This window comes from Paenibacillus sp. XP01, from assembly GCF_057364885.1.
This window is the reverse complement of the sequence record NZ_CP139481.1, coordinates 4,575,596-4,599,262: the sequence shown is the minus strand read 5'-3', so window position 1 is coordinate 4,599,262 and position 23,667 is coordinate 4,575,596. Positions and strand designations below refer to the sequence as shown.

Sequence of the window (23,667 nt, the reverse complement as noted above, 5' to 3'; positions counted from 1 at the left end):
CTGAGATGAGTCCGAAACAACAACTTGCAGAGTTTGGCATCCGGAGGTGCTTTGACAAATGTTGGTTACTTTATCGATTCGTAATCTGGCCGTGGTTGAAGAGGTGGATGTGGTATTTCACCCCGGATTTCACGTTCTTACAGGGGAAACTGGGGCCGGGAAATCGATTATCATCGATGCGCTCGGCATGATCGCCGGCGGGCGGAGTTCGGCTGACCTCATTCGTTATGGATGTGAAAAAGCCGAAATGGAGGCATTGTTCGAGCTGGAGTCGAACCACCCGGTGTGGGAAACGCTTGAGAAATTGGGCATTCAATGCGATCCGGAGGAACATCTCGTCATTCGACGAGAGTTGAACACACAAGGCAAGAGCACATCACGGATTAATGGACAACTTGTTAATCTGACCATGCTGCGCGAAGTGGGCGAGAAGCTGATCAATATTCATGGTCAGCATGAACATCAGAGCCTGCTTCGGGCAGAGAGTCATTTAGGTCTGCTGGATACATACGGAGCAGCAGTAATTGGGTCGGTCAAAGCCGAGTACCAACGGCGGTACAGTGAATTCGTGACAGCGGAAAAGGAACTGCGGGCACTTCAGGAATCCAGCCAGCGGGCATACCAGCTGCTCGATATGTACCGTTTTCAGTTGGAGGAAATTGCAGCGGCATCCTTGACCGAGGGTGAAGATGAATTGCTCGGCGAAGAAAGGGTCAAACTATCCCACAGCGAGAAAATGATGGACACGGTTGCGGGTGCATATGAACTGCTGAGCGGTCAGCGTGGATTGGAAGCGGTCAGCATTGCGCTATCCCGTCTGGAAGATGTCTCAGGATATGATACCAAAGGCATCCAGCCGATCGTAGAGCAGTTGCAATCCGCCTATTATTTGCTTGAAGATGTTGCATTCCAACTTAGGGACTATCGTGACAAAATCGAATTCAATCCCGGCAGGCTGGAAGAAGTTGAACAAAGGCTAAACCTGATTACCGGCCTTAGAAGGAAATACGGAGATACCGTAGAACAAATTCTGAAATATTACGAGCAGATCAGTCACGAAACCGATCAGCTTGAAAATAAGGACGAACGTTTAGAAAAGCTTCGGGCAAAGCGGGATAAGCTGCTTCAACGGGTGCTCGAATCCGCCGAGGAGCTGAGCAAGGTTCGAAAGCAATGTGCGGAAGAACTGGCAACCCAAGTGGAAAGCGAGCTTAAGGATTTGCAAATGGAGCGGACGTCGTTACGGGTCCAAATTACGCCATTCGAAGATCCCAAAGGCATTGAGTGGAATGGGCGACGGATTCGCCTAACCCGCCAAGGCGCGGACAATGCAGAATTCCTCATTTCGCCGAATCCGGGAGAGCCGCTGCGGCCTCTTGGCAAAATTGCTTCAGGTGGAGAAATGTCGAGGATCATGCTCGCCATGAAGAGCATTTTTGCGCGCCACGATCGTATTCCCGTACTTATTTTTGACGAAGTGGATACGGGGGTCAGCGGAAGAGCGGCACAATCCATCGCCGAGAAATTATTCCGGCTCTCCTCGACATGCCAAGTGTTCTCGATTACGCATTTGCCTCAAGTAGCCTGCATGGCCGATCACCAGTATTTGATCGAAAAACACGTCATGGACGGACGCACAATGACTCAAGTGGAGTCACTATCCAATGAAGGGCGCGTCAAGGAAATGGCACGTATGCTCGGCGGCGTCGAAATTACCGAGAAAACGCTCCATCATGCACAGGAAATGCTCAATTTGGCGGAAGCCAAAAAAGGGGGAAACGAGCGGCTGGCGTAATGATTGACAGTAATAAAAGCCTGGGGGCAAGGTTATCTTATAGGTACGCAATTGGCGACCACCTTTCGTCAAGCGAAAGAAGCAAAGGGAGCGTGACAGCCATTGAAATCCCCCCTCAGGAAGAAATTTCTAGGTCTTTTATTTGCCTTCTTTCTATGTGTGATCAGCCAGGTGATTCAGCCTGTGCAAAATTTCGCTTCATTGCCTGACGAAGTGCAGGTTTTTGCGGGCAGGCGGGCGGATCTGCATTTTGCGGTACCTGCGACTTCCAGTGCAGTTGTAGATCGTCCGGACATTGTCGGTCTGGATGGTCAAGGGCAGAATCAAGCCGTGCACGTAACGAAGCAGCAACCATTGCATCTTCACCCTCAGCAGACGGGCCATGCCAGATTAACGCTGAAGCTGTGGGGCAAGATCCCGTTAAAAACGGTCGATGTAAACGTCATTCCCGATCTGCGCATCGTTCCCGGCGGCCAAACGATCGGCGTCAAAGTGAAGTCGGCGGGCATTCTTGTCGTAGGCCATCACCTTGTCCGATCCGGGCCAGACCAACGCTTTTCCCCGGGGGAAGAAGCAGGCATCAAGCTTGGTGACCTGATCACTCACATGGACGGGAAAAAGCTTGAAGGCGTTTCAGGAGTAGCCGAAGCTGTGGAACGTGCGGGCAAAAGCAAAAAAGGCATTGATGTAGTGCTGAAGCGTGGCGGGCAAACGGTCAAAACCAGACTTAATCCAGCTTATGACGCAGAAGATCAAGCCTGGAGACTGGGCCTGTATATTCGCGACTCAGCAGCAGGGGTAGGAACATTGACCTTTTATGCTCCCGATCAAGGCGTATACGGCGCTTTGGGACATGTCATTACCGACATGAATACGCAAACGTCTATCGTTGTTGGCAGTGGTCAAATTGTGCAATCGAACGTAACGTCAATCTCCAAAAGCGAATCGGGCGATCCGGGCGAGAAACGAGCTCATTTCCTAAAGGAAAGCAAAATTTTGGGCAATATCGAAAGAAACACGGCATTCGGCATTTTTGGTAAAATGTCGGCCAATCCTGAGCACAGCTTGTATTCCAAGGGCATTCCCGTGGCATTTTCCCATGAAGTCAAAGAAGGACCTGCCGAAATTTTAACGGTTGTTGATGGACAGCAGGTCGAACGTTTCTCCATAGATATCGTACATGTAGCCGATCAAAAAGTCCCTGCAACGAAAGGTCTTGTACTCAGAATTACCGATCCGAAGCTGATTCAGAAAACCGGGGGCATCGTTCAAGGGATGAGCGGTAGTCCGATCGTTCAAGATGGCAAACTTGTTGGAGCGGTTACCCATGTCTTTGTGAACGACCCCAAGTCCGGCTATGGCTGTTTCATCGAATGGATGCTTCAGGATGCCGGCGTCATGATGAATAAGGATGAAGCAAAAAATCTTAAGGCTGGATAACGGCCTTAAGATTTTTTTGTCGAACATTAACATAATATATCGCATGATGAAATAAAATATTTATTATAAATCAAGGGATAAAAAAAATAAAGAAAAATAATTTTCGACAGAAGGAATTTAATGTGCTGTGTCGAAAATTTATGTTGTAAGGAGATGTACGAACCAAAATGTTCACATTCAAAGGAGGATACCGTTTTGCAAAAAATCGAGGTGTTGCTTGCTGATGATAACCGTGAATTTACGAATCTGCTCGCTGAATATATATCGGAGCAGGAGGATATGGAAGTATCCGGCGTAGCATACAACGGCGAAGAGGTATTGCAAATGTTGGAGCAATCACGCAACGTCCCTGACGTATTGATCCTGGATATCATTATGCCGCATTTGGATGGACTTGGCGTTCTGGAGCGGTTGCGCAGCTTGAATCTTACGCCTCAGCCCAAAGTCATCATGCTGACGGCTTTCGGACAAGAGAACATCACGCAGCGCGCCGTGCAGCTCGGTGCTTCTTATTACATTTTGAAGCCGTTTGACATGGAAGTGCTTGCGAATCGGGTCCGTCAATTGGTGGGAACCCAAACTACAGTTTCCTCCAATTCCGGCAGCAGTTCATCTTCGTTCGTGAACAAGTCCAACGTGGTGCCCATGGGCAAACACAAAAATTTGGATGCAAGCATTACGTCCATCATACATGAAATCGGCGTTCCTGCGCATATTAAAGGATATCAGTATTTGCGCGAAGCGATTACGATGGTGTACAACAATATTGAAATTTTAGGTGCCATCACCAAAACACTCTATCCAGCAATTGCCGAAAAATTCAAAACGACGCCTTCCCGCGTGGAACGCGCCATCCGCCATGCGATTGAAGTCGCCTGGACACGCGGCAACATCGACTCGATCAGCCATTTGTTTGGTTACACCATCAACATCAGCAAGTCGAAGCCAACGAACAGCGAATTCATCGCGATGGTGGCCGACAAGCTGAGAATTGAGCATAAGGTGTCGTGAAAGGATCAGGAATAGAGGTAAGCCAGTCGATTTCAAACGTATTTTGACGTGCGGGCAAAAGCTAAATGCTGAAATCATAATATGAATTTTGTTTGTCGAGCATATCGCCGTTATTGGGATTTAAAAACCAATAAACGGCGATATTCTGTATAGATCAAATATGTCATGACATTAAGCTAAGATGACCTTTAACGGGACCAAGTATAGCAGTAGGTTTCATTCATCGCCAAATGCCATGCTTCGCGAACATAGGATGGCATTTGGCGGAATGTAATAGTGAATTCATCCTTTTGCTTATGGAAGAATGTCAGCGAAGAAGCGATGGCACAGGTTTAAGCTGGATTTGATTTTTTAGTGCCTTTTCTTTCGCTAGTTGACTATAACTTATCCCTAAAAATAACCAAGTCGTTAAATAAGAAAATTCCGGAACGGAAATCATTAACGAAGCATAGACCACCAACAGTATGATTTTAAGTCCATCGTTGAAATAGCTGCGCTGCAATTTGAAAACAGGATACAAAAAAAATAAAGAAAAAAGAATAAATCCGATTATGCCACTATTGACCATCAGGGTGGAAAAGAAATCGGTAGACCTTACATATCCAAATCCAATTCCATATAACTTATTCAGAAATGGCATTTGAGCAAAATAATCTAAATGCAGCATCATTGAGGAGGATCTTTCGTTGCCGGAAATGGAATCTAATTTATCAAACAGCAAAAATCCGAATATCGTCGTAATTCTTTTATAATTCAGGACTGCAACGATCGCGAAAAAATAGATTAACAGTTGGCAATACCGATCTTTGAGATGATAGCGAACAATTCTGTAAATGAAATAAAGTACGATTCCTAAAAAAGCGGTTGAAGAATTAGATAAAATGAGAGCGATTAACATCGGTATGTGAAGTAACGGTTTGCGTAAATGGACCGCAAATATCCATAAAGGCAATACGGTTAGCGCAAAAGTACTGGGTTCACTGGATAAGCTTTTCATTCTCAGCGAGCGAAATCCGAAAACATCCGTAAATTGATTGACACTTCCTAATTTCGGATTTCCGTGAATATCTAATGCAAATACCCTGTTGCTTAAAAAGTCTCCTGTCGTGCCGAACAATAAGTAGTAAAACCACTCATAAAATCCATAAATCAGAAACAGGGACGCTCCTGCAAATATATATTTGTTCCAATCTGCTTTGTAAAAATACTTGGTGAAGAAGCAGATAATAGAAGCCGCGATCAGATAAATGGATTGAGTGAAAAGACTGGATCTTAAAAAGGTGCCTCCAAGCTCATTTACCAGAATAACATTATGTTTGAAATTATAATCGTAGCCATCATTTATTTTGAATAAAATGGTCAACTGCGCCAAGCCGTTCATCATGGTTAATATGTAAACAAAAATAATAAAATCTCTATAAAAGTTATTGGTTAATGGTCCAATTCCAATGATATTTCTTCTTTTAAAACTGATTGCGATAAGGAGAGTAAATACAAGAGATGCTAATGAAAGCAACAACCCAGGGGTCGTCCCAGGATTGGAAGGGATTAAGACCCAAGAATTTATAGGCAATACAATAGCCCATATTTTGAACAAGGTATCGAATGGTTTAGAATCGGACAATGTCATTAGTTTTTCATCCTCACTCACTTTGTATGATACATTATGTATCGTTTGCATTAAAAATATTAGAACATGTTTATGAACTTCTAGCAAGAGGCTATTTTACTCAGCTGCATCGGTTAGCAACAATGAAGTAACTTGTCATGTAAGGTCATAATATAAATTTTGTTCATTTTGATGGCTCTTTTGTGAAGTTTTTTTACATACATTTACCTTTGGTTAACATATTAGTAGAGCCTGAATGATACGATTGAACTACATACACATCTTATCTAGGCACAAAGAATGAATACACTTCATGAAGAGAGACGTCTTCCCATATTAAAGCCGGAGTTTGCCTGAATTTTAAGGATTTCATATCGCAGGGGAAGAGAAGGTGAACGGTATTTTTACGCAAATAGGTGAGATCGCTGAAGCCATTCCAACCGTAACGCCTGAGACCAGATGCGATACCGTCTATCAGCTTTTCAAGCAGAATGCCAAATTGGAAGGCGTTGCTGTCGTGGGGGCGAAGGGCAGCCCCGCATTAATGATGAGGACCCTTTTTTTTCAGCAAATCGGAACGCAATACGGCTATAATTTGTATATGGGCCGGGCGATTGGGCTTGTAATGAACAGTGAACCGTTGGTGGTGGATTATGCAGAACAGATTACGGACGTCAGCATTCAAGCGATGAACCGTAATGAAGAAGAGCTGTACGACCTAGTGCTGGTGACATCGGCCGGAGGTCTGATGGGAGCGGTCAGCATTCGGAGATTATTGCTGGCCGTTGCCGATATTCGTGCGGAAATGGCCATTTTCCTGAATCCACTCACAGGTTTGCCGGGCAACCGTATCATTGACGAGCGCCTTCAACAACTGCTTCGATTGAATGAGTTTAGCGTGCTGTATATCGACTTGGATCATTTTAAGTCGTACAACGACAGCTATGGCTTCAAAATGGGGGATCAGTTGATTCAGGCCACGGCCAATCTGTTACGGAAACATTTCATGTTTCCCGACACGTTTCTTGGGCATATCGGCGGTGACGACTTCATCACGATTTTACACCATCACAATTTTCGGGAAATTGGCGAGCAGGTGCTGGCAGGGTTCGAGCAGATGAAACGGGAATTTTACAATGCCGATGATCTAAGCAATGATTATGTGATGGGAGAAGGCCGTTCGGGAACGCTCGGACGCATTCCGCTTGTTTCGGTGTCCATTGCCGTTGTGTCCAACATGCTGCGAAAATATGAGAAAATCGAAGACATCGTCAGTGAAGCGACACGGATCAAAAAAATATGCAAATCCGTCTCGGGCAGCATGATGTGCGTAAATGAGGAGCGGGTAGAGCAGTAAGTCAAAACAAAGCGTATTTTTGGTTCAGGCCATGGCTGTCAGATACAGTGTATACAACCGCCAGTGGCCTTTTTTGAAGTAGAGCAGATGTTTAATTACATACCGGAAGTCGATTGTTCCGAAGAATCCCTTGATCGGGTTCGCTGTATTGGTGAAAAAACGTAATCATTGTGAGCTAGATTCTAATATCCAGAGAAGCGTAAGCAGACGATGGCTCGGAATCGGATGATGCTGGTTTATTTGAAGAATCGATGGGATCGGTCGTTGAATCCGAGTGTCCTTGTCCTTTGATGTCTTCCTTTTTTTCTGAAGAAATGGAGGGGTGCATCGGATCTTGGGCTGTCGTCTCTTGCGATGCATTGGTTAATTTTCCGATGGTATCATCGATCTTATCCATTTGTGAGCTGATTTCCTGAACGGCTTCCCTTTTTTTCTGGAAAACGGTGCGTTCCGCATTTGCGAGCATCATGGACTTGCCGGCATCTTTCCCGGCATTGACATCCAAAACGATCCGGTCAAAACGTGTTTCCCCCTCAATCGTTTGAATGGAATGTTCCATTCGATTGCGAAGCCCTACAAGCTTTCCTAAACGATCATAGGTCTGGCCATGTTTAATGAGATGATCGAGGGAAGGCGCTTGATCTTCGTCCTGGGTCGGAGTTTGCTGTTTGGTTTTTTCAGGCTGCTTGATCTGGTTACGTTCCTGAAGTTCCTCCGCTTTGATTTGGGCGATTTTGCTATCCAATTGTGCGATCGCATCCGTTAACGACTTGATTCGTTCCGCTTTGGTTTTGGTGTCCATCTGATCATTGGATTTGACGGTTTGCAAGGTTTCGTTCAGTTTGACTTTCTGCTTCATCAGGCTCTGAATTTCCTTGTCACGGCCGGAATGAAGGGGTGCTGGTGCAGAAGTGCTCGTGGAAACAGATGAAATGGAGCTCATATCATTTTCTCCTTTTTGAAAAATATGGTGAAAAGCATATACACATTATCGGATGTTATGAGAAAGTTTTGAATAGTTGAGGCTTCCTTCTTGATATTGCAAGAAAAATAACCGATAACCGCAGTCTGTCTCATAGAATTACAGCGATAAATGTTTTTGGTATAAAAAATGTGCGTGATTTGTCCATTGTTTTTTGATATGTTTCCCAGTAAACTAGAATTAGTGATAATGAGAATCGATATCATATAATCAGGCGAGCCTGAATGAAATAATGGAGGTAGCTTTCATGGAACAACAGTTGGAGTTATATGACGTTACGATTATCGGTGGAGGCCCTGCCGGGATGTATTCCGCTTTTTATAGCGGCATGCGCGATATGAAAACAAAACTGATTGAAGCCAGGGACCGTTTGGGCGGACGCATGCTGTTTTATCCGGAGAAGATGATCTGGGACGTTGGCGGGGTTACCCCTATTTTGTGTGAAAAACTGATCCAGCAGCTGGAGGAACAAGCGAGAACGTTTGAGCCTACCATTGTATTCGAACAGCAGATCGAAGGCTTCGAGCGCCAGCCCGACGGCACCATCATCTTGACAGCCGCAACGGGTGAAAAGCACTGGACGCGTACGGTCATCTTGGCGATCGGTTACGGTATATACAAAATGGCCAAACTCGAACTTGAAGGCGCTGATCGATACGAGGTTACGAATCTGCATTATACCGTGCAGGAATTGGAACCGTTCCGCGGCAAAAAAGTGTTGATTTCGGGCGGGGGGGACTCTGCCGTCGATTGGGCGAATGAGCTGGAGCCGCTGGCCGAGCAGGTAACGGTGGTGCATCGTCGTGACCGTTTTGGCGGATTGGAGCGGAACGTGCTGCGGATGCGAGAGTCTTCGGTCGACGTCAGAACACCTTTTGCCGTAGATAAGCTGCACAGCCAAAACGGTGAAACGATTGAACAAGTGACCATCTGCCATGTGGAGACTGGCGAGAGCGAGTTGCTTGATGTGGACGCAATCATTGTGAATCATGGCATGAAGAGCGATTTCGGACCGATCCGTGATTGGGGATTGGATCTTGGCGAGTGGCACGTAAGCGTTACCGAAAGACTGCAAACCAATATTCCAGGTGTATTTGCGGCAGGCGATTTCGTCGATTATGGCAGCAAGCTGCATCTCATCGCAGGTACATTTACGGATGCCGCATTGGCCGTAAACAGCGCCAAATTGTACATGGATCCTGATGCCGAAAAGGTAGCTTACGTGTCGTCCCACAATTCGCGCTTCAAAGAAAAAAACAAAGCGCTTGGCGTGGTTGAGGAATAATTCCCCCGCCTTTGCTTCAGCGATGATTCATGGCAGCTTCGGATTGATCCGAAGCTGCTTTTTTGGTGTGCTCGGAAGGCGGACGGAACAGGTTCGGCATGTTTGATCGGATTCGGGAAAGCGGGCTATAATAACATATAATGCAGCATCATACGCTCGTAAGCGAAAAATAGCATTCTTTCAGGAAGAAGGGCAAGCTTGATGAATCATTTCCGTGACATCACTTCATCCGTCCGTCAATGGTATGGCCATTTAATGAATAAACGCATTCCCTATGCGAAAATATATCTCAAGTCGGCCGGTATGCTTCACCGGCTTCTCGTCGAAGGACGCCGCAAGCGTGCTGCTGCCAGACGCGCAGATCGCGATCAGCCACTCGCGGCTTTGATTGATTTGGCACTCGAGCCAGGGGATATCATATATACGCCAAGTTCCGAATCCACGTATTATGCAGGCCATATGGGCATTATAGGGCTGGACGGCAAAGTCTATCATGTACACCCGTACGGACCTGTCTTCGCGGACAGCATCGACGGATATTTGACCCGTTTTTACGAGGGTGACCGATTTATCGTATTTCGTTCCCGTTTGAGCCAGGCAGGGCAGAAGGCCGCCGAATGGGTGCAAACACACTACAAGCAAGTCAAGCATTACCGGCTGCAAACCAATTTGCTGAGCATCGAGCGTAACTATTGCTCCAAATTCGTGTACCAGGCCTATCGTTTCACGTCAGGAATCGACCTGTGGAGCCGCAAATTCGCCGGCAGCTTGACGCAGGGATACATTTATCCTTTCCGGATTGAACGTTCTCCAGACCTTGATGTGCTGGGGACATTTTATAAGTGAACGTGCAAGACCGGCACGCCTTTGTCGTCAAAGGAGTGTCGGTTTTTTTTCATATGCATGAAGAGGAAAACAGGAAAAAGCATCGAAACGTCGAATAGGATATGAGATAGACTTGTACAGCATGGAAGATGTTACATAGAGAACGAAGGTTTATTTTGGATGAGATCGAGAGATTATGATGACTAGAAAGAGTGAGTGCCAGATGAGATGGTTGCGCTTTCTACGCGGTTTCAAGGATAGCCAAAACGTAGTGAAGCTATCGGACTACACCCCCAAACGTGAAAGGAGGAACCATTGTTCGATCTGCAGCAATAAGGTCAAAGCGGTCGTACATTATGCGGGTCCACAAGGAAATGTGATTGGCGTATGCGCATCCTGCAAAAATTTGGCGGATCGGCGAGGTTTTTTTCCCATTTAAATGAAAAAGGAGCGTTCAGGAAATAACATGGTTTTGATTTATGGGCGCTTTTGTAGTACATTAGCAAATGTATTCGAAGGAGGATTCTAATGTACTCAGGTAGACAAGACGATACTTTATACATCATGACCTACACCTTAAATAGCGGTATCAAGGGTACGGTTCCATTGTCCAACAAACAGATTATGGAGTGGCTTGATTGCTACAAAAACGAGAAGCGCTTCGTGACCGAAATCGGCAAGGAATTTTTTGGGTTGAACGCAGGACTTGTGGCAGACTTCAAGGTTCAGAATCATCTATCCGATTATCAGCAAACCATAATGCCCACACAGCAGCAGGATAACATGGAACGCTTGTCCAGCGCTTATAAATCCAGCGAGATTTTGATGAAGATCGATTGCAAATGCGGTACGGCTTACGTAACGGAATCTCCATATAAGCGAACCAAGTGGTATTGCACCAAATGCAAGGAAATCGTATTTCTGGATGCCAAAAAAGGAATGGTCGAAACGTCCCGAGGCGACGCCTATTATATGACCAATAAATATTTCGTGACACGCGACTAAAAAAAGAACACCTGTTGCATCGCTGCAAAGCGGTGCTTTTTTGTGTATGGATATCGCGGAAATAGCGAAAGTGGACGCCTTACCATAATAAAAAAGCCCCGTAGGGCTTCACATTAGAAGAATGTAATGTAATAGTCCGAATCAAAATTAAAGCTGCAGGAAAGACCGGATTTATGGACAATCCACTTTATGAGGAGGAACAAAGCAGTGCCGGCAACGTGGCTCATAAGCCTCCGAATCGCCAATCATGACGACCGGTCCGAGCGTAACGGGTTCGCCATTGACAATGCGCTGCGTGAAGGCAGCATCCGGGCTGCCGCATACGGCGCAGAAGGCCGACAGTTTCTCGATATCATCCGCCATGGCCAACAAACCGCCGATATAACCGAACTCCTTGCCGCGGTAATCCATGTTAAGTCCGTCCACGATGACATGTTTGCCGCAGTAGGCAAGCTCGGAGACAAGCTCCATAATGGCGCTGCTAAAAAATTGAACCTCATCAAAGGCGACGACGTCGGCGTCCTTCGTTTGGGCAATAATTTGCTCAACGATCTCGGGCGTCAATTGACGGGGAATGGAATGGGCCGGCAATCGGTAACCGATCCGGCTTACGATTTCGTCTTGCGCAAAGCGATTGTCTTCAGCGGGTTTGTAAGCCACGACCGTTTTGCGGCCGAACTGGATCCATTTCTGACAACGGCGAATAAGCTCACCGGATTTTTCGCTGAACATGGGCCCTGTAATAACGGTAATACGTCCTGTTTGCACGTTGCTGCTGCTCCTCTCACCTATCTATTAGCTACCTGCTCAAAAAAAGCGACCATTACAGAGTACCACAAAAACTTGGGTCTAGGCCAGCACTATCATTACTTCTTTGTGTTACTATATGGAATGGTAAGCTGCTGGTCACGGCAGTTGATGATTCTGGAGTCCAAAGGAGATGAAGGGTACCGATGAACGATTCTTTACATGCCCTGGAGGAGAAATATGAACAACTGGTGCAGGAAGTTGATCTGGATGAACGGACGAGGGAGCTTGTCGCCGATCTGTTTGCCGAAGCCCGGCGGTTGCAGGTCAGCAACCAAACGCTGCGCCGCACGATGCTGAAAGCTTCCTCGAAAGAATCGCGCATGTCGTCCAAGCTGCGGGACGCATTATACGAATAACCCGGGGATCACTCCGGGTTACTTGCCGTTTCCGAATGCAGGCAATCATTATTGTCAGGTTCGTTCCACGCGCACATATCGATTCAATAAGGATTATACCTGAGCTTGGGCAAACGTTAAAGGCTTGCGATGCCCAGCCGGGTGGATTCATGTGGAATGGCGCTGTTTTTCCGGGCCCGGATGAGCTGTTTTCGAACGAAAACGCGGACCTACATAGTTTCGTTTGCGATCCCTAAACAAAATCCAGCCCCCCAGAAAGCTCATGCCTGCTCCGAACAGGAGCAGCCCGCCGCCAAAGGAAAGCCAGTCAAACGCGGGGGAAACCTGATCGTTCCCATGATCGGCGTAATACAGAAACAAAGCGTCCTTCATCATCAGAAAGCCTTTCATCGCCATCAGGCCGGGGACGACCAGAACGAGAATGGCCAAGAAACGGGCAAAAACCAATTTTGTGTGGATCACCATAACCTCCCGACCGTTAGAAATGGAGCAAAATAGGTTGTGTTTACAAGATATGCCTGTTTTCATCATAGCTTGGTTTACTTAAGCTGTCTATGCATAGACGGCGCGAAATTTTGAGTTCGCTGCTTTGGGAGAGTACAATGGAACCAAGGATAGCGTAAAACGTTGACAAAGGGGAAAAGATGAGATGCCAATTCATTGCGATGTTGCCATTCTTGGGGGAGGAACCGGAGGCTACGTTGCCGCCATTCGTGCCGCCCAGCTGGGAAAAAAGGTTGTCATTATCGAGAAGGACAGGCTGGGAGGAACATGCCTTCACCGGGGATGCATCCCAAGCAAAGCGCTGCTGAGAAGCGCGGAAGTCTACGCGGAAATTCAGGAAAGCGAGACATACGGAATTGAGACGACGGGCGCAACGCTGGTGTTTCCGAAGGTGCAGGCCCGGAAGGATGCCATCGTGGAGCAGCTGCACCAGGGCGTTCAATATTTGATGAAAAAAAACAAGATTGAGGTCGTACATGCGAACGGGCGCGTCATTGGTCCGTCGATCTTCTCGCCTCAAAGCGGAGCGGTGGCCATCGAATTCGACGATGGCGAGATGGACACGGTTGTGCCGACAAACCTGATCATCGCCACAGGCTCACGGCCGCGCGTTATTCCCGGATTGGAACCCGACGGACGATACATTATGAGCAGCGACGAGGCGCTCCGCATGGACGAGCTTCCAGCTTCGCTGATCATCGTCGGCGGTGGAGTCATCGGACTGGAGTGGGCTTCCATGCTGAACGATTTCGGCGTGCAGGTGACGGTCGTTGAAGCGGCTTCGCATGTGCTTCCGGCAGAAGACGAAGATATCGCGAAGGAAATGCAGCGTCTGCTCGGCAAACGCGGGGTTCGTTTCCTGACGAAAGCGAAGGTGCTGACGGAAACGTACAAGTCCGGTCAGGACGGCATTCAAATCGAAGTGGAGTTATCCGGCGATAAACGCGAGGCGCTGAGCGCGGACAAGATGCTTGTATCCGTTGGCCGTCAGCCCAACGTGGAGAACATCGGCCTCGAAAATACGGATGTCAAGCTTGAGCGCGGCTTCATTGCCGTGAACAAAAACCTGCAGACAGGGGAAGGGCATATCTACGCGATCGGCGACGTGATCGGTGGTTTGCAGCTGGCGCATGCAGCCAGCCATGAGGGCATCCTGGCCGCTAACCATCTCGCCGGCGAAACGGTACACGCCGTAGAATCCCATCGTATTCCGCGCTGCGTATACACTCGTCCGGAGGCGGCGAGCATCGGATTTACCGAACGCGAAGCGAAGGAACGCGGCCACAGCGTCAAAACTGGCAAGTTTCCGTTTCAAGCCATCGGCAAATCGCTGGTCCATGGCAGCCGCGATGGATTTGTAAAGGTGATCGCGGATGCGGAAACGAACGATATTTTGGGCGTACATATGATCGGCACCCATGTGACGGAACTGATTGCCGAGGCTTCGCTCGCCCAGATGCTGGATGCTACGCCATGGGAAGTCGGGCAGACGATCCATCCGCATCCAAGCTTGTCGGAAATCATGGGCGAAGCGATGCTGGCGGTGGACGGAAAAGCGATCGGCATGTAGGCTGAAGAGCCTCGAGAGAAAGGACCTTTCCTTTTTTGGGTAAAAGGGATTATAATAGGCTTAAGTCAAGTCTTAGTACCAGGTTATAAGATCGGGTTGTAAGACTGGCAGGGAGACCGCGACGAAATAAAGTACATTAAGCATTTCTTCGCGGCTCCTCAGGCTCTGAATTTAAAGGAGGTACCTCATAATGAGTTCACAAGGTACTGCAGGAGCAGTCCATCGGCACATTGAGCTGGGGCTTAGCGACGGAGAAGTGTTGGATATGTACAGAACGATGCTGCTTGCACGCAAGTTTGACGAACGATGCTTGCTGCTGCAGCGAGCCGGCAAAATCAACTTTCACGTATCAGGGATCGGTCAGGAGGCGGCGCAAGTAGGCGCAGCATTTGGCCTGGACCGCGATCACGATTATTACTTACCATATTACCGGGATTACGGCTTCGTATTGGCCGTAGGCATGACTCCGCGTGAACTGATGCTGTCCGCGTTTGCCAAAGCGGAAGATCCGAACAGCGGCGGACGGCAGATGCCGGGCCATTTCGGCCACAAAAAGCTGCGCATCGTAACGGGCTCCAGCCCGGTAACGACGCAGGTTCCCCATGCGGTGGGCATCGCCCTTGCCGCCAAGATGCAAAAGAAAGAGTTCGTTTCATTCGTGACGTTCGGGGAAGGCTCCAGCAATCAGGGAGATTTTCATGAAGGCGCGAATTTTGCGGGCGTGCACAAGCTGCCTGTCATTATCATGTGCGAGAACAACCAGTACGCCATCTCGGTGCCTGTGCACAAACAGCTGAGCGGCAAAGTATCCGATCGTGCGCTTGGTTATGGATTCCCGGGGCTGCGTGTGGACGGAAACGATGCGCTTGAGGTATACGCGGCGGTGAAGGAAGCGCGCAAACGTGCCATTGCCGGCGAAGGTCCGACTCTGATCGAAGCGATGATGTACCGTCTGTCGCCGCACTCTACCTCGGATAATGACCTTGCATACCGCACTAAGGAAGAAGTGGAAGAAAACTGGAAAAAGGACGGAGTCCTTCGCATGAGAAATTATTTGTTCGAATGCGGCATTTGGGATGAAGCCCAGGATGCGGATTTGGCATCCCAGCTCGCGCTGGAATTGAAAGAGGCGACCGAATACGCGGACAACGCGCCATATCCGAAGCCTGAAGATACGCTGACGCATGTATATGCAGAAAGCAACGAAGGGGGACGGTAATCATGGCGATGATGGAATACATTGATGCGATCCGTCTGGCAATGAAGGAAGAGATGGAACGCGACGAGAACGTGTTTGTGCTTGGCGAGGACGTTGGCGTCAAAGGCGGGGTATTTACCACGACCAAAGGATTGCAGGACCAGTTCGGCGAAATGCGCGTCATGGACACGCCTCTCTCCGAATCGGCGATTGCAGGCGTAGCGATCGGGGCTGCCATGTACGGCATGAAGCCGATTGCGGAAATGCAATATTCGGACTTCATGCTTCCGGCAACCAACCAGATCATCAGCGAAGCGGCCAAAATCCGATACCGTTCCAACAACGATTGGAGCTGTCCGGTCGTGATCCGTGCGCCGATCGGCGGCGGTATCTTTGGCGGCCTTTACCACTCCCAATGTCCGGAATCGATCTTTTTTGGCACACCGGGCTTGAAAATCGTTGCGCCGTACTCGGCATACGACGCCAAGGGCCTGCTGAAGGCGGCCGTACGCGATCCGGACCCTGTCCTGTTTTTCGAGAACAAAAAATGTTACAAGCTGATCAAGGAAGATGTGCCTGACGACGATTACATCGTGCCGATCGGCAAAGCGAACGTACTGCGCGAAGGCGCCGACATTACCGTCATCGGGTACAGCCAGCCGCTGCATTTCGTGATGCAGGCTGCTGAAGAGCTTGAGCGTGAAGAGGGCATTACCGCGCACGTTCTCGACCTGCGCACGCTGCAGCCGCTTGACCGCGATGCGATCATTGCTTCCGCTCGTTTGACGGGCAAAGTGCTCATCGTGCATGAAGACAACAAAACCGGTGGGGTGGGAGCAGAGGTTGCGGCCATCATCAGCGAGGAATGCTTGTTCGATCTGGATGCGCCGATTCAACGCCTTTGCGGTCCGGACGTGCCGGCGATGCCGATCAGCCCGACGCTGGAAAAGTTCTACATGCTGAGCAAAGACAAGGCTAAGGAAGCGATGCGTGCATTGGCACAGTATTGATTGCTTTGTCTATATGTTCGGGGACGGTTACAAGAGAGGAAGGATTGATATACATTCAATCCCGATGTTGCCCCGTTACGGCGTGCGTAACGTGATGGCAACGGCTTAGATACAAGCAAAGTTAGGAGTGATATCGAAATGGCTGAACGCATGAAATGGATCGAGGTCATTATGCCGCAGCTGGCGGAATCGCTGGTATCGGCGACGATTGCAAAATGGTTGAAAAAACCGGGCGATGCGGTCGAGCAGTACGAGCCGATCTGTGAAGTGATTACCGATAAAGTGAATGCCGAGATTCCGTCCACCGTGGATGGAATCATGGGCGATCACCTCGCTGAGGAAGGCGCTACGATTGCCGTTGGCGAAGCGATCTGCCATATGCAGGTCGCTGTTTCCGGGGAAGAGGCAGCGGAGCAAATTACCGAGAACCGCCAGCCGTCTTCTGCTGCGGCGGGATCGGCATCGCAAACGGGAACGGACGCCCGAACTGTCGTTAATGCCGGCGTACCTGCTCATGATCCCGACCAGCCGATGCGCGGACGTTACTCGCCGGCAGTTCAAACATTGGCTGCAGAACATGGCGTGAATCTGCAGCATATTCACGGAACAGGCATGGGGGGGCGCATTACGCGCAAAGATGTTCTGTCCTACATCGCGCAGGGCGGAGCTGCATATTCGCCCCCCGTTCAGCAGGTCGCCGCTCCTGAAGCAGCGGCGCATGCGACGGAGTCGGCAGCATCTCCGTTCAGCGGCATCAACCGCGGGCCGGTGGAGCCTTCCGCTGCCTCAACGCGCGAAGGAATTCCGGTGGCTGACGCGGGTGTGCCCGTCAGACATTCAGGCATCCATTTGACGGAAAGTCCGAAAATCCCGCAAATCGAGGTGGAAGGCGGCGGACAAGGACGTTCCGAGTACTTTATCGACGTGACGCCTGTCCGCAACGCCATTGCCCGCAATATGCGTCAAAGCGTATCCGAAATTCCGCATGCATGGACGATGATCGAGGTCGACGTAACCAATCTGGTCTTACTGCGCAACAAGCTGAAGGATGAATTCAAGCGCAAGGAAGGCATTAACCTGACGTATCTGTCCTTCATGATGAAAGGCGTCGTCAACGCGATCAAGGACTATCCGATCATGAACTCGGTGTGGGCCGTGGACAAAATCATCGTGAAACGGGACATTAACCTGTCCATGGCGGTAGGTACGGAGGATTCGGTGCTGACACCTGTCATTAAACATGCCGATCAGCGGAATATTGCGGGACTGGCCCGGGAAATCGATGATTTGGCGCGCAAAACCCGTGAAGGCAAGCTGAAGCTGGACGATATGCAGGGAGGAACGTTCACGGTCAACAACACCGGCTCGTTCGGTTCGATCCTTTCCCAGCCGATCATCAATTATCCGCAGGCAGCCATTCTGACATTTGAATCCATCGTCAAGAAACCTGTGGTGATCAACGATATGATCGCGGTTCGTTCGATGGCCAACCTGTGCCTCTCGTTGGATCATCGGATTTTGGACGGCGTCATCTGCGGAAGATTCCTGCAGCGCGTCAAGGAGAATCTGGAAGGTTATAACATGGAAACGACAGTGTATTAACAGAATAGCAGGGTTATGGGAAAGTGTATGTGCCGGAGGCCGTGCACTTTTCCCGTTGTTTGTCGTTTGGTTGATCCGTCAGCACATCAATAATGAAGCAGAAGGGTGAGGAGATATCATGCATAAGCCGCTGGATGTTGCATACATACCGATGCTTGAATATGAAGAAGCCTGGAACAGTCAAAAATCAATTGTACAGCAGTTGGATGAGGGAGAAGGGAACGAGCGGTTGCTGCTGCTTCAGCATCCACCGACGTATACGATCGGTTCGCAAAATCATCCCGAGCACCTGCTTCTCAGTCAAGAGCAGCTTCGGGAGCAGGGCATTTCATTGTTTCAGATTGATCGTGGCGGAGATATCACCTATCATGGGCCCGGACAGCTTGTGGGTTATCCGCTGATTGTTCTCGGCCGCGACGAGGACCTTGACCTGCACGGGTATTTGCGTAAGCTTGAACAGGTCATTATCGATTATCTGGCCGATCAGGGGATCGAGGCCGGACGCAAGGAAGGCTACACGGGTGTATGGATCGGGGATTTGAAAATTGCCGCCATCGGCGTCAAATTCAATCGCTGCAAGCGTCGACGCGGCTTCGTGACGAGTCACGGGTTTGCTTTCAACATCGCATCGGGGATCCAGCATGAAGGCTTCCAGGGAATTGTTCCTTGCGGCATCCAGCAATACGGAGTGACGTCGTTGGAAGATATTACGGGCAAAGCCTTTTCCGTGGAGTTGGTTGCCAAGGAGATCGTCTCCTATTTCAGCCGGCATTTTTCTTATGACATCCGTTGGGTAGACGAAAAAGAAGCCCTTCACCGCTAATGATTCAAAATGGTGCAAGGGCTAGGGGATTATCCGTAAAACAACGGTTCGAGCGCGATAAACAAAGTGGACCCCACCATCGCGATCAACATGATGTAAATGAAGATGCGAAACCATTTTTTATTTTGCATGATGCGAGGACTCCTTTCATCAAATAGTTATGCCGGACCCGTAAGAAAACGCCCACAATATATGTATTGTACCCTATCATTAAAGGAGAGAAAAGCCTTATGATCAAGCAACAGCGGATTGTCGAGCAGTTCATGGAACTGGTGCAAATCGATAGCGAAACGAAACACGAGCAAAATATCTCAACCGTCCTGAAAGAGCAGTTCGCCCGTTTGGGACTTCGCGTTTATGAAGACGATACGACGGCCAAAACCGGTCATGGAGCGGGAAATTTGGTCGTCACTTGGGAAGCTGAGGGAGCATCGGATGCTCCTGCAATTTTCTTTACATGCCATATGGACACGGTGACGCCGGGTACGGGCATTACGCCTATACTGGGTGAGGATGGCTGGATTCGCAGCGATGGAACGACGATCCTGGGCGCGGACGACAAAGCGGGCATTGCCGCCCTGTTCGAAGCGATCCGCGTCATTCAGGAGAACAACCTTCCACACGGCAAAATCCAGTTTGTCATCACGGTCGGAGAAGAATCCGGCCTGGTTGGGGCGCGCGCAATGAACCCGCAGGATATCGATGCCGAGTTCGGTTATGCGCTCGATTCGAACGGCGCTGTAGGCACAATCTGCGTTGCTGCACCGGCCCGGGCCGAGATTCAGATGAATATTTACGGCAAATCCGCACACGCCGGGGTGAACCCCGAAGATGGCATCAGTGCCATTCAAGTGGCAGCCAAAGCGATTGCGGCGATGAAGCTTGGCCGGATCGACGATGAAACAACGGCGAACATCGGCAAATTCCAAGGCGGTTCGGCGCTGAACGTCGTCTGCGATTTCGTGCAAATCGAAGCGGAAGCACGCAGCATCGTTCAGGAGAAAGTAGAGCAGCAAGTTGCAAAGATGCGGGAAGCGCTCGAAACAACCTGCGACAAATTTGGTGCCAGAGCCGAATTCCACAGCGAAATATTGTATCCTGCATTTGGATTCCAGGATGATCATGAGGTGGTGCAGCTTGCACAGCGAGCCATTCGCGGCCTTGGGCTGGAGACGTCGACGTTTATGTCCGGCGGCGGCAGCGATGCCAACATCTTCAACGGCTTTAACATTCCGACGGTGAACTTGGCCGTAGGTTACGAAGAAATTCATACAACCAATGAGCGCATTCGGGCCGAGGATCTCGCCAAGCTGGCGGAAGTCGTCGTGGCCATCGTGCAGGAAACGGCTGCTGTCCGGAAATGATTGCAGCAGCCTCCGGTTAAGCAATATCGTGGATTCGGCATTATGCATGGCATGCCACCGTCAACCGGAAGCGGCTTGGCTGAAACCAGGTGCGCTCCACAAGTTGAATAAAGTCCGAATCCGGCGCAAGCCGATTCGGACTTTTTGCAAAAACGCAAACAAGCGATTGAACATGCAGAAGGGTTGGATTGAATCGGCCGCCATGCTGAAATACTGAAATAAAGGGGCGTTATTTCCGCCCTGCGATCAGGTCTGCAACACGGGCATCCGGTCCCCATTCGTTAAGCCACTGTTTAAGGATCAGTTTTACTTGCCGGGCCTGTCCTACCAAATGCACGGATTGTTTGGTGTAATAACTGTTCATCGGTTGTCCCCCTGATTGGTTATCTTTATGACCGGGTGTGGTATAAAATCACCATATGCCAAAACAGGAAGGTTTATACCGCACGAACACGTTGAAATTCAAACTCGTAGAACGGAGCTGAACTAAGTCATGAACAACGCAAACACGTCGCAAGCGAATATTTCCGCCAAATCGTCCAACCCGAAGCTGGATGAAAAAACGATCTCCACGGAGCAGATGTTCGAGGGGAGAGTGATCTCCCTCCAAATCGACACGGTGGAACTGCCTAACGGTCAGAGGGCGACCCGGGAAGTTGTTCGCCATCCCGGAGCCGTCGCCGTTCTCGCCTTGAGGGGCGATAAAATGCTGGTCGTCGACCAGTACCGGCAAGCACTGGGCCGGACGGAAGTGGAAATTCCCGCTGGAAAGCTGGATCCGGGCGAAGCGCCGGAAGTGGCAGCGGCACGCGAACTGCGCGAAGAAACCGGATATGCGGCCAAATCGCTGCGCCATCTGCGTTCCTTCTACACTTCCCCCGGTTTTGCGGACGAAATCATCCATCTTTATCTGGCCGAGGACCTGGAAGTAGGCGAGATGGAGCCGGACGAAGACGAATTTCTGGAAGTGTCCGAAATCACGTTGGATGAGGCTTATGCGTTAATGGACCAAAACCGGATCAGCGACGCCAAAACGATGCTGGCCGTGTATGCATGGGATCTGTACCGGGCCACGGGGCGGTTCTGACCATGGGGAATTCCATGGCATCTGCAAACGATTGGCAGCCTACCTACGCGGACCTTCACATCCATATCGGCCGGACTTCCCGAGGGGAAGCGGTCAAAATCAGCGGCAGCAGGGACCTGACGTTTGAAAATATTGCCCGCGAAGCTTCCGGACGCAAAGGGATCCGGCTGCTCGGGGTCATCGACTGCCACGCCCCCGTCGTGCAGCTGGACATCGAACAGCTGCTGGAGAAAGGCACCATGACCGAACTGGCGGGGGGAGGCATTGGGTACAGGGATACGACGATTTTGCTGGGGACGGAACTGGAGCTGCGGGAACCGGACAGGCGCGAGTTCCATATGTTGGCTTATTTCCGGGACCTGGCCACGATGAAGTCGTTCACGGCGTGGATTGCTCGTCACATGAAAAACGTCAACCTTAGCTCACAGCGGATCTATGTTCCCGCGCGGGAGATGCAGGCCGAGATCAGAGCCCGGGGCGGGTTGATCGTGCCGGCACACGTCTTCACGCCGCATAAAGGCATCTATGGCAGCACGGCCGCGCGAATGGCCGAGGTGCTCGATACCGATATGATCGACGCCGTCGAGCTCGGGCTCAGTTCCGATTCGTCCATGGCCAGCCATATTACGGAGCTGGACCCTATTCCTTTTTTGACCAACTCGGATGCACACTCCCTTGGCAAAATCGGCCGTGAGTACAATGAATTGCTCATTGCCTCGCCTTCGTTCGACGAATTTCGGTTGGCCCTGAAGGGTATGGAAGGCCGGAAAATCCGGGCGAATTATGGACTGAACCCGCGGCTTGGGAAATATCACCGCACCTATTGTGCGGCCTGCGGCAGCATCATGGACGAACAGGAGCTCTCTGCAGAACGCTGTCCTTATTGCGGCAGTCTCAAGCTGGTCCAAGGCGTGCTGGATCGGATACTGTCCATCGCGGATCGGAATGTTCCTGAAGTTCCGGCCTACAGGCCCCCTTACTGCTACCAAGTGCCGTTGGAGTTCATTCCCGGCTTGGGGAAGGCCAAGTTGAAGCAGTTGCTGGAACGCTTTGGTACGGAGATGAATGTATTGCACCGCACAAGCGAGGAGGAACTGGCGCAAGTGGTAGGATCTCATTTGGCCGGCATGATCGTGGCAGCGCGGGAAGGTCGCCTGGAATTGGATTCAGGAGGCGGCGGCACGTACGGCAAAGTGAGCGTGCAAGGAAAAGAGCCTGGCATGTCCAAAGATCGTTAATCGGGAAAAGGACAAGAAGTCATACGAAGGGCGTCTCTATCATACGTATGGTTACATGGAAAATTGGAACGGAACATCCGCTCCCAAACATCGATGAACGTTGTTCATGTAACCGGAAAGGAGACCCTTGCTCGTATGCGTTCTTCTCACTTCAGTTTCAAAGGCCAAACTTCGCTCTATGTATTCGTGGCCGTCCTGTTTCTGGTTGGTGTCATTTTCGGTGCCCTGATGGTCAATGCACTGTCGCTGGAGCAGCGTCAGGATCTCGAAGGGTATTTGGGCAATTTTTTCGTTACGGTTCACCATGGCACATCCGGAGGGGAGACCGGAGCTTATTGGGACATTGCGATGCTGCATCTGAAGTGGATCGGATTGATCTGGATTTTGGGCCTGTCCGTCATCGGATTACCCGGCATATTGGTTCTCGATTTTATGAAGGGCGTGCTGATCGGATTCACGGTGGGTTACCTGGTGGGGCAGTATTCATGGAAAGGCTTGCTGTTCGCGCTTGTATCCGTTGCTCCCCACAATTTGTTCGTCATCCCCATCTTGCTTGTATGCAGCGTTGCGGCAATGACTTTTTCAATCTACATCATTCGCAATCGGCTGCTCATGCAGCGAGCTCCTGCAGGGCAGCGGCCGTTTGCCTCTTATCTTCTCTTAACGCTGGTTATGGCCGGGCTCTTGCTGGGTGTGGCTTCCTTCGAAACCTGGGTTACCCCGGCAATGATGCGCTGGGTCACGCCGATGCTGCTGCCCGTCTAGCTTGATAGCAATGTGTAAATTGTTGACTTTG

At 50.0% G+C, this 23,667-nt stretch carries 24 protein-coding genes; 18 read left to right on the top strand and 6 right to left on the bottom strand.

Going from position 1 to position 23,667, the window contains the following annotated elements:
* Positions 1 to 58 precede the first annotated feature (58 nt).
* From recN to spo0A, 3 genes are all read left to right on the top strand, one after another.
* Positions 59 to 1,795: a DNA repair protein RecN gene (gene recN, locus SNR34_RS20685; protein ID WP_486180080.1), complete on the top strand. Its 1,737-nt coding sequence runs from the start codon at positions 59 to 61 to the stop codon at positions 1,793 to 1,795.
* 102 nt (positions 1,796 to 1,897) lie between these two features.
* A complete protein-coding gene (gene spoIVB, locus SNR34_RS20680; protein WP_236419945.1) occupies positions 1,898 to 3,235 on the top strand; it encodes a SpoIVB peptidase in 1,338 nt (445 codons plus the stop codon).
* 195 nt (positions 3,236 to 3,430) lie between these two features.
* Positions 3,431 to 4,246, top strand: coding sequence for a sporulation transcription factor Spo0A (gene spo0A, locus SNR34_RS20675; protein ID WP_486180079.1), 816 nt, complete (start codon positions 3,431 to 3,433; stop codon positions 4,244 to 4,246).
* 307 nt (positions 4,247 to 4,553) lie between these two features.
* Here spo0A and SNR34_RS20670 read toward each other — a convergent pair whose 3' ends face one another.
* Positions 4,554 to 5,876: a hypothetical protein gene (locus SNR34_RS20670; RefSeq protein WP_486180078.1), complete on the bottom strand. Its 1,323-nt coding sequence runs from the start codon at positions 5,874 to 5,876 to the stop codon at positions 4,554 to 4,556.
* Between the two features lie 370 nt (positions 5,877 to 6,246).
* Here SNR34_RS20670 and SNR34_RS20665 point away from each other — a divergent pair, with 370 nt between their 5' ends.
* Positions 6,247 to 7,212, top strand: a complete 966-nt coding sequence (locus SNR34_RS20665; RefSeq protein WP_486180077.1) for a GGDEF domain-containing protein — start codon at positions 6,247 to 6,249, stop codon at positions 7,210 to 7,212.
* A 175-nt stretch (positions 7,213 to 7,387) separates the two neighbouring features.
* Here the strand turns inward: SNR34_RS20665 and SNR34_RS20660 are convergent, their stop codons facing one another.
* Entirely contained in the window at positions 7,388 to 8,155 is a 768-nt protein-coding gene (locus tag SNR34_RS20660; RefSeq protein ID WP_486180076.1) for a FlxA-like family protein, read from the bottom strand.
* A gap of 286 nt (positions 8,156 to 8,441) precedes the next feature.
* On the opposite strand from SNR34_RS20660, the gene SNR34_RS20655 reads away from it, so the two are divergent.
* From SNR34_RS20655 to SNR34_RS20645, 3 genes are all read left to right on the top strand, one after another.
* Positions 8,442 to 9,479: an NAD(P)/FAD-dependent oxidoreductase gene (locus tag SNR34_RS20655; protein WP_236419937.1), complete on the top strand. Its 1,038-nt coding sequence runs from the start codon at positions 8,442 to 8,444 to the stop codon at positions 9,477 to 9,479.
* A gap of 201 nt (positions 9,480 to 9,680) precedes the next feature.
* Complete coding sequence (locus SNR34_RS20650) at positions 9,681 to 10,325, top strand: hypothetical protein (protein ID WP_339273328.1); 645 nt, start codon at positions 9,681 to 9,683, stop codon at positions 10,323 to 10,325.
* Positions 10,326 to 10,832: 507 nt separating this feature from the next.
* The gene (locus SNR34_RS20645; protein WP_236419934.1) at positions 10,833 to 11,309 is read left to right on the top strand and encodes a hypothetical protein; all 477 of its coding nucleotides are present in this window, start codon (positions 10,833 to 10,835) and stop codon (positions 11,307 to 11,309) included.
* A gap of 171 nt (positions 11,310 to 11,480) precedes the next feature.
* Here SNR34_RS20645 and SNR34_RS20640 read toward each other — a convergent pair whose 3' ends face one another.
* Positions 11,481 to 12,077 carry a thymidine kinase gene (locus tag SNR34_RS20640; protein ID WP_236419932.1) on the bottom strand — a complete coding sequence of 199 codons (597 nt, stop codon included), beginning with the start codon at positions 12,075 to 12,077 and terminating at the stop codon, positions 11,481 to 11,483.
* Positions 12,078 to 12,262: 185 nt separating this feature from the next.
* Between SNR34_RS20640 and SNR34_RS20635 the strand changes: the two genes are divergently transcribed.
* Positions 12,263 to 12,475: a hypothetical protein gene (locus tag SNR34_RS20635; protein WP_486180075.1), complete on the top strand. Its 213-nt coding sequence runs from the start codon at positions 12,263 to 12,265 to the stop codon at positions 12,473 to 12,475.
* Positions 12,476 to 12,622: 147 nt separating this feature from the next.
* Here SNR34_RS20635 and SNR34_RS20630 read toward each other — a convergent pair whose 3' ends face one another.
* A complete protein-coding gene (locus SNR34_RS20630) occupies positions 12,623 to 12,940 on the bottom strand; it encodes a DUF2627 domain-containing protein (protein ID WP_339273325.1) in 318 nt (105 codons plus the stop codon).
* A gap of 184 nt (positions 12,941 to 13,124) precedes the next feature.
* Here SNR34_RS20630 and lpdA point away from each other — a divergent pair, with 184 nt between their 5' ends.
* The 5 genes from lpdA (at position 13,125) to lipB (ending at position 19,182) form a co-directional block, all read left to right on the top strand.
* Entirely contained in the window at positions 13,125 to 14,549 is a 1,425-nt protein-coding gene (lpdA, locus tag SNR34_RS20625) for a dihydrolipoyl dehydrogenase (protein ID WP_486180074.1), read from the top strand.
* 190 nt (positions 14,550 to 14,739) lie between these two features.
* Positions 14,740 to 15,768 (top strand): thiamine pyrophosphate-dependent dehydrogenase E1 component subunit alpha, encoded by a 1,029-nt coding sequence (locus tag SNR34_RS20620; protein ID WP_236419926.1) that lies wholly within the window; start codon positions 14,740 to 14,742, stop codon positions 15,766 to 15,768.
* Positions 15,769 to 15,770: 2 nt separating this feature from the next.
* The gene (locus SNR34_RS20615) at positions 15,771 to 16,757 is read left to right on the top strand and encodes an alpha-ketoacid dehydrogenase subunit beta (RefSeq protein ID WP_236419924.1); all 987 of its coding nucleotides are present in this window, start codon (positions 15,771 to 15,773) and stop codon (positions 16,755 to 16,757) included.
* A 138-nt stretch (positions 16,758 to 16,895) separates the two neighbouring features.
* Entirely contained in the window at positions 16,896 to 18,359 is a 1,464-nt protein-coding gene (locus SNR34_RS20610; RefSeq protein WP_486180073.1) for a dihydrolipoamide acetyltransferase family protein, read from the top strand.
* A 118-nt stretch (positions 18,360 to 18,477) separates the two neighbouring features.
* Entirely contained in the window at positions 18,478 to 19,182 is a 705-nt protein-coding gene (gene lipB / locus SNR34_RS20605; RefSeq protein ID WP_486180072.1) for a lipoyl(octanoyl) transferase LipB, read from the top strand.
* A gap of 29 nt (positions 19,183 to 19,211) precedes the next feature.
* Here lipB and prli42 read toward each other — a convergent pair whose 3' ends face one another.
* Positions 19,212 to 19,313: a stressosome-associated protein Prli42 gene (prli42, locus tag SNR34_RS20600; RefSeq protein ID WP_236419919.1), complete on the bottom strand. Its 102-nt coding sequence runs from the start codon at positions 19,311 to 19,313 to the stop codon at positions 19,212 to 19,214.
* A 99-nt stretch (positions 19,314 to 19,412) separates the two neighbouring features.
* Between prli42 and SNR34_RS20595 the strand changes: the two genes are divergently transcribed.
* Both SNR34_RS20595 and SNR34_RS20590 read left to right on the top strand, forming a co-directional pair.
* Positions 19,413 to 20,546: a tripeptidase T gene (locus SNR34_RS20595; protein WP_339273317.1), complete on the top strand. Its 1,134-nt coding sequence runs from the start codon at positions 19,413 to 19,415 to the stop codon at positions 20,544 to 20,546.
* A gap of 28 nt (positions 20,547 to 20,574) precedes the next feature.
* A complete protein-coding gene (locus SNR34_RS20590; RefSeq protein ID WP_486180071.1) occupies positions 20,575 to 20,763 on the top strand; it encodes a hypothetical protein in 189 nt (62 codons plus the stop codon).
* A gap of 12 nt (positions 20,764 to 20,775) precedes the next feature.
* Here the strand turns inward: SNR34_RS20590 and SNR34_RS20585 are convergent, their stop codons facing one another.
* Positions 20,776 to 20,910 (bottom strand): Z-ring formation inhibitor MciZ, encoded by a 135-nt coding sequence (locus SNR34_RS20585; protein WP_236419912.1) that lies wholly within the window; start codon positions 20,908 to 20,910, stop codon positions 20,776 to 20,778.
* A 129-nt stretch (positions 20,911 to 21,039) separates the two neighbouring features.
* Here SNR34_RS20585 and SNR34_RS20580 point away from each other — a divergent pair, with 129 nt between their 5' ends.
* The 3 genes from SNR34_RS20580 (at position 21,040) to spoIIM (ending at position 23,636) form a co-directional block, all read left to right on the top strand.
* Positions 21,040 to 21,633, top strand: coding sequence for an NUDIX hydrolase (locus SNR34_RS20580; protein WP_236419911.1), 594 nt, complete (start codon positions 21,040 to 21,042; stop codon positions 21,631 to 21,633).
* A 2-nt stretch (positions 21,634 to 21,635) separates the two neighbouring features.
* Entirely contained in the window at positions 21,636 to 22,871 is a 1,236-nt protein-coding gene (locus SNR34_RS20575) for an endonuclease Q family protein (protein WP_343260978.1), read from the top strand.
* A 135-nt stretch (positions 22,872 to 23,006) separates the two neighbouring features.
* Entirely contained in the window at positions 23,007 to 23,636 is a 630-nt protein-coding gene (gene spoIIM / locus SNR34_RS20570) for a stage II sporulation protein M (RefSeq protein ID WP_486180070.1), read from the top strand.
* Positions 23,637 to 23,667 lie beyond the last annotated feature (31 nt).